4 protein-coding genes and 2 pseudogenes are annotated in these 6,011 nt (G+C 39.1%); 1 reads left to right on the top strand and 5 read right to left on the bottom strand.

Going from position 1 to position 6,011, the window contains the following annotated elements:
* The 3 genes and pseudogenes from ACRCJ0_RS08705 to ACRCJ0_RS08695 all read right to left on the bottom strand — a co-directional run.
* Nucleotides 1–676: GntR family transcriptional regulator (locus ACRCJ0_RS08705; protein ID WP_431390201.1), on the bottom strand; the 676-nt coding region annotated here is incomplete at its 3' end.
* 18 nt (nt 677–694) lie between these two features.
* The gene (locus tag ACRCJ0_RS08700; protein WP_431390200.1) at nt 695–2,110 is read right to left on the bottom strand and encodes a glycoside hydrolase family 1 protein; all 1,416 of its coding nucleotides are present in this window, start codon (nt 2,108–2,110) and stop codon (nt 695–697) included.
* A gap of 252 nt (nt 2,111–2,362) precedes the next feature.
* Nucleotides 2,363–2,958 (bottom strand): annotated as a pseudogene (locus ACRCJ0_RS08695) (histidine phosphatase family protein).
* 181 nt (nt 2,959–3,139) lie between these two features.
* On the opposite strand from ACRCJ0_RS08695, the gene ACRCJ0_RS08690 reads away from it, so the two are divergent.
* Nucleotides 3,140–4,168, top strand: coding sequence for a 3-deoxy-7-phosphoheptulonate synthase (locus ACRCJ0_RS08690; RefSeq protein ID WP_431390202.1), 1,029 nt, complete (start codon nt 3,140–3,142; stop codon nt 4,166–4,168).
* 118 nt (nt 4,169–4,286) lie between these two features.
* Here the strand turns inward: ACRCJ0_RS08690 and ACRCJ0_RS08685 are convergent, their stop codons facing one another.
* Both ACRCJ0_RS08685 and ACRCJ0_RS08680 read right to left on the bottom strand, forming a co-directional pair.
* Nucleotides 4,287–5,123 (bottom strand): MetQ/NlpA family ABC transporter substrate-binding protein, encoded by an 837-nt coding sequence (locus ACRCJ0_RS08685; RefSeq protein WP_313552120.1) that lies wholly within the window; start codon nt 5,121–5,123, stop codon nt 4,287–4,289.
* Between the two features lie 563 nt (nt 5,124–5,686).
* Nucleotides 5,687–6,011 (bottom strand): annotated as a pseudogene (locus tag ACRCJ0_RS08680) (LLM class flavin-dependent oxidoreductase); the annotation flags it as partial.

Here is a 6,011-nt window from a genome sequence, read left to right as displayed (position 1 = left end):
TGGCATGGTCCGGGCTATACCATAAGACGCTATAGTCGAATATGGCCCCATTAGATAGGAAAAACTGGTTAATCAATTCTAAGCCATATGTTTCGGGCGAACACTCCAGGTAGCTAGCAACTTCAACGCCCATTTGCTTCACCTGGAAGAAGGCGTTTGAAAAGCTCGGCGTCAGGTCTAAGTTATCTTCTAAGTAGGTGAAAATAGACCCTCTAGCAATCTGCTCGTTCATATAACGGACGTATTTCTTTCTAAAGTAAGACTTTTCATAGGAATGAATCTCCCCTTTAATATATCGGGTCCGTTCTACCATATAAATATCTTCATCTGGGTCACATTCAAGATATTCTTGAATAGTAGCATTCGGTTTAATGATTTCAACCTTAACCACCCGACTCACAATGGTCGCACCGACTAGGGTTCGACTCAGCCCTTCAGGACGGTTTAAGTTGATTTTTCCAGGAATATGGACATCTCGTACAAATATCCCCGACCCTTGGACCTGATAAATTTGCCCCTTGGCTTCTAGAATATCTAGAGCCTTGACGATGGTTGACTTGCTAGCATTGAAATCAATGGCCATCTCATCAATCACTGGTAATTTATCGTGTCGTTTCATCTTATTGTCTACAATGTAGTTGGTGATTTCCTGTGCTATTTTTTTATATTTAACCATGAAACCACCTCCCAATTATTAAGTTAAATCACTACCGTTATTCGCAATCACCCCTTGGTACCAGAAAAATGAATCTTTTCGGTAACGGGTTAAAGTCCCTACTTGTTCATCATCACGGTCTACATAGATGAAGCCGTAACGTTTACGAATCCCTTCGTGGGTTGAAATCAAGTCAATGGCTGACCAAGGATTGTAACCTAGCATCTCTACCCCATCTCCAACAGCTAATTTCATTTGCTCAATGTGGGTACGTAGGTAGTTGATTCGGTAGTCATCGTGAATCTTGCCATCTGCTGTCAGCTCATCATAAGCACCCAGGCCATTTTCCGTAATTAAAATCGGTAAATGGTAGCGTGAGTAAATCTCACGAAGGGTTGCTCTAAAGCCGATTGGATCAATTTCCCAGCCAAATTCAGTTTTTGGTAAGAATTCGTTATCTACCCCAAGGAACATATCTTCTAAACCAGAATTTTCTTGTTGGCTCTTGAATTCAACTTTTCCAGATTCTGGTGCTTCATAAGCTTTCACTGTTAAAGTATTGTAGTAGTTAATCCCTAAGAAGTCCGGTTTCGCATTTGCTAAGGACTCAAAGTCGCCGTCTACTATATCTGGCAAGGCATCTTGGCTTTCTAACCAGGTCCAAACTAAGTTGTTGTACTTACCGTAAACCGCCATATCAAGGTATAACCAGTTTCTGATGGCATTGGCATTTTGCGCTGCAAGAGTATCTTCAGGGTTCATGCTGGCTGCATAAGCAATGGCAATATTTGGTGCTGGCGCAATTTTCGCTTCTGGTAACTGTTGGTGACAAATTTCCATAGCTTTGGCTTGAGCCACTAACATATGGTGGTTTTGTTGGTAAATTTCTTTGGTCACATTCTCAGTACCTTCAGGAACACGTAAGGTCCCAATCACATTACCAACTAGTGTTAACATATTTTGTTCGTTAATTGTTAACCAGTATTTCACTCGGTCACCATAATTATCGAATAATAGTTTGGCATAGTCGACAAACCATTCAACTGAATCACGGTTACCCCATGATCCGCGTGCATCTAAGGCAGCTGGCATATCAAAATGGAACATGGTGATAATCGGTTCAATGTCGTATTTTAAACATTCATCGATTAAGTCTGAATAGAAGTCTAAGCCTTCTTGGTTTGCTTTTCCTGTACCTTCAGGAATCACCCGTGACCATGAGATGGAGAATCGGTATGACTTAAAGCCCATCTCAGCCATCAAAGCGATATCTTCTTTAAATTTATGGTAGTGGTCCACTGATACCGTTAAATCAGCTGTCCCTTCAGGCAATTCTTTCGTATCTTGACTAGAAGGGCCTTTCCCGTTCGTTAAACTCGCACCCTCAACTTGGTAAGCTGACGTTGATGCACCCCAGAAAAAATCTTTAGGAAATTCAATACTTCTCTTACTCATTCAACCATCTCCACCTCTCTATTTTGATGACACCGCTTTCATTGTTTCTAAAAAAATATCCCCTCAAAAACCTGGTCTACACCAACAAACGAATTGTCATCTCTGAAAACAATTATAAGGGTACAAAATCATTCAGTCAATAGAAATCGCTTACAATTTTAAAATATTTTCAATATCCAATTGCAAAAAAGACCTGTAGTCTTATGCCACAAGCCTTTTGCCTATAAAAATTTTATCCATTTCTCTGATTATTTAATCCGACAACCCACTATAGTCATGATTCAAAATGCCTTTATATTCGAAAGCGTCATCCTGGTAATCAAAAATCAAAGCTGAACAATTGGTAAAGCCTAAATTCTTTGAAATTGACCCTTCATAATTGGCAGCATCTCTAAAGAATTGCGCAATAGCACCTCCGTGACTAACAATTAAAACCGTTTGGTCAGGATGCTTGTCCGCAATCTCTTTAACTGCTTGACTAATCCGCGCTCTAAAGTCCACTTCCCTTTCACCACCATATCCGGCAAAAAAGTCCCCATATGGTAAAGGTGGGTTCAAGGTTCAGACTCTGCTTCAAAGGACCCAAAATCCCATTCCTTCATGCCCTTCAATCGTTGGTAATCTTTATCTTGTCCGTAAATAATTTCCAAGGTATCACTAGCACGCTCTGAAGTTGACGAATAAGCTACATCGAAGTTGATTTCCTCCTTTTTAAAGTGGTCCCGGGCAATCTCAGCTTGGCGAATCCCCTTAGCAGTTAGTGGTGAATCCGATGCCCCTTGAATTTTATGTAGCTTGTTAAATAAGGTTTGGCCGTGGCGCATTAAATAGATTCTTGTTGTTGTCATAGTCTCTTGTCCTCCCCGTTCAAAATATCGTATGCCATGATGATAATAGATTAGGAATACGTTTACAATTATTTTGCCAAAAAGATCACTGCAGAATTTGCAAGAAATGTTGATAAACAATGCTATTTGGTTACAAATTTGTTAGAATATACTTAGAGCTATGACTATAGGAGGGTAAATGATGAGCTTTAAACCAATAAGTGAAACTGTTGATTTTGATGTGATTAAGTCACATGCAAAGTTAACTGATGAAGAGAATGCAATTAAAGAAGCGCGCGATAAAGAACTACGCGCAATTATGTCTGGTGAGGACGACCGTTTCTTATTAATTATCGGCCCATGTTCCGCTGATAACGAGGAAGCAGTAGTTGAATATGCACACCGTTTAGCCAAGTTACAAGAAGAACTGAAAGATAAAGTCTTTATTGTACAACGTGTTTATACCAACAAACCACGTACAAACGGTGATGGTTATAAGGGGATGTTACACCAACAGGATCCAACTGGTGAAACAAGCCTAATCCGTGGTATGAAAGCTGTTCGTAACATGCACCGTCGTGTCATTACTGAAACAGGTATGACAACGGCAGACGAAATGTTATACCCAGATAACTTACAATTTGTAGAAGACTTAGTATCTTATCATGCTGTAGGTGCCCGTTCTGTTGAAAACCAACAACACCGTTTCGTTGCTTCTGGTTTAGACTGCCCTGTTGGTTTAAAAAACCCGACATCAGGTAATCTGACTGTGACCTTTAACGCCTTACATGCGGCGCAAAAACCACAAGAGTTAATGTATTCAGGTCAAGAAGTCTTAACAAGTGGTAACCCTTATGCCCACGTTATCCTACGTGGTGGTACCCTTGAAAACAAAGAAGTAGTGCCAAACTACCACTATGAAGACCTAAACAAAACTATCAGCAACTATAAAAAAGAAGACTATCGTAACCCATTTGTTGTGATCGATACAAACCATGACAACTCTGGTAAAAACTACTTGGATCAAATCCGAATCGTTCAAGAAGTCTTACAAAACCGTCAATGGAACGAAGACATTAAAGCTTACGTTCGCGGTTTCATGATCGAATCATACTTACAAGATGGCCGTCAAGAACCAGGTGGCGACGTATTTGGTCAATCAATCACTGACCCATGCTTAGGCTGGGAAAAATCAGAACAATTGGTTCGCTACATCGCCGAAAATGTTTAAACTCATATAATAACAAACAAAAAACGAGCTCATGAATTTTTTAATTCAAGTAGCTCGTTTTTTTGATTAAATTCGTAAACTGATGAATACTTCTATATAACTGAGATAAGGTTAGATATTATTCAACTGGTGCAAAACCATAGTCATCCCAAGCGGGTACTTGACCACCGTGATATACCTCGTCAATTAAGCTTGCTGTTTCCTCTGTTTGATAAATTTCTACAATTTGTTTAAATGTTTCATTATCAGCTTCATCTGTTCTAGCTGCAATTACATTAATATATTGTTGGGCTGATTCAGAATTTGGCTCTAAGAATAAGGCATCCTCTTGAGGATAATAACCCGCATCTACCGCGTAACCCCCATTAATCACTGAGAAGTCGACATCGTTTATTGAACGGGCAGTTTGCGCTGCATCCACTTCTTGAATATCTAAATTATAAGGATTTTCCGTAATATCATCAACAGTTGGTGTAAATGACGCAGATGCTTCTTCATCAAGCGTAATAAAACCAGCCTCTTGTAGTAAGTTTAAGGCACGACCACCATTCGTTACATCATTTGGTATTGCAACTGATTGCCCTTCACCAATTTCTTCGATTGATTCATGTTTCTCTGAATAAATCCCTAAAGGTGTGATAATGGTGTTACCGATTGGTGTAAAATCATTACCCGACGCTTCCTCATAGTTATTCATGAAGATGATTGTTTGGAAAGAGTTTAAGTCAACTGACCCATCCGCTAAGGCATCATTTGGTGTATTGTAATCATTAAATTTTACCAACTCAATATCGATGTCATATTCTTCTTTCGCACGTTCAGCCACGTTATCCCAAACGGTTGTGTCATCTCCAACCACCCCGATTTGTACCGTGTTATCTTCTGTACTACCACATGCAGCCAACAATAATGACGATCCTAAAGTAAACCCAACTAATTTAACCAATTTTTTCATAATTATTTCCCCTTTTCATTTTCTAGTCTTTTCAATAAAAAAGCCCTTAGTCCAAACAGCTAAACTAGCTATCTCGACTAAGGACGCATTTCACGTGGTACCACCTTACTTCAGAAAGATATTCTTTCCCTCACTCCTACGCCATACCAAAAACTACAGGATAGGATTAGCGGATAACGGCGCCACACGAGCTCATCTTATGACGAATTGTCACTCGAATCACTTCAACCTCAAGGACCATTTTCAATACTTACCAATAGTTTCTTTCACCAAATGAAACCTCTCTAAGATTGATGCCTATTTACTTATCCCGTCTTCGGTAATGTCTATTTAAATATTATCTAAATCAGCTAAACCTGTCAACGTTAGAGAGCTTTGGTATTTATATCAATTATAATCGGTGAAACCTATCACGATAATTTTATTTTTCTAAATCGTTTCACTATGTAAATAAAAGTTTTAGCTCAATCGTAATCTTTCTAAACAAATAACTAATAGATTTTTGCCTATCATCTCATTTAAAAAGGAACTATCCAACGATAGTTCCCCTCAAGTATAACGAATTAAATTTTATCAAACATCTCCGCTAAATAACGGTAAGATTGTAGGCGCTTCTCTTCATCAAAAATCGGCGCATAAACTAAAATTTCATCGATACCAAGCGTTTCAATTTCATCATCGAGAATGGCTTTCACTGTTTCTTTAGACCCCTTGATAATAAATCGTTTAGCTAAGTAGTCCTCTAACAAGGCTTGAGCTCCAGCACCTAAACTGTAGTCTTTAGCCTCTTCAGGACTCATATTCGGCAAGAGTTGACCAGTTCTAATCCCCATTTGCATCAATTCAATGGGCTTAGCTAAATAATCTGCTTCCTCGTCTGTTTCGCCT

Source organism: Aerococcus sp. L_32 (assembly GCF_050689315.1).
The sequence above is the reverse complement of the archived record's forward strand: the minus strand, read 5'-3'. Positions and strand labels throughout refer to the sequence as shown.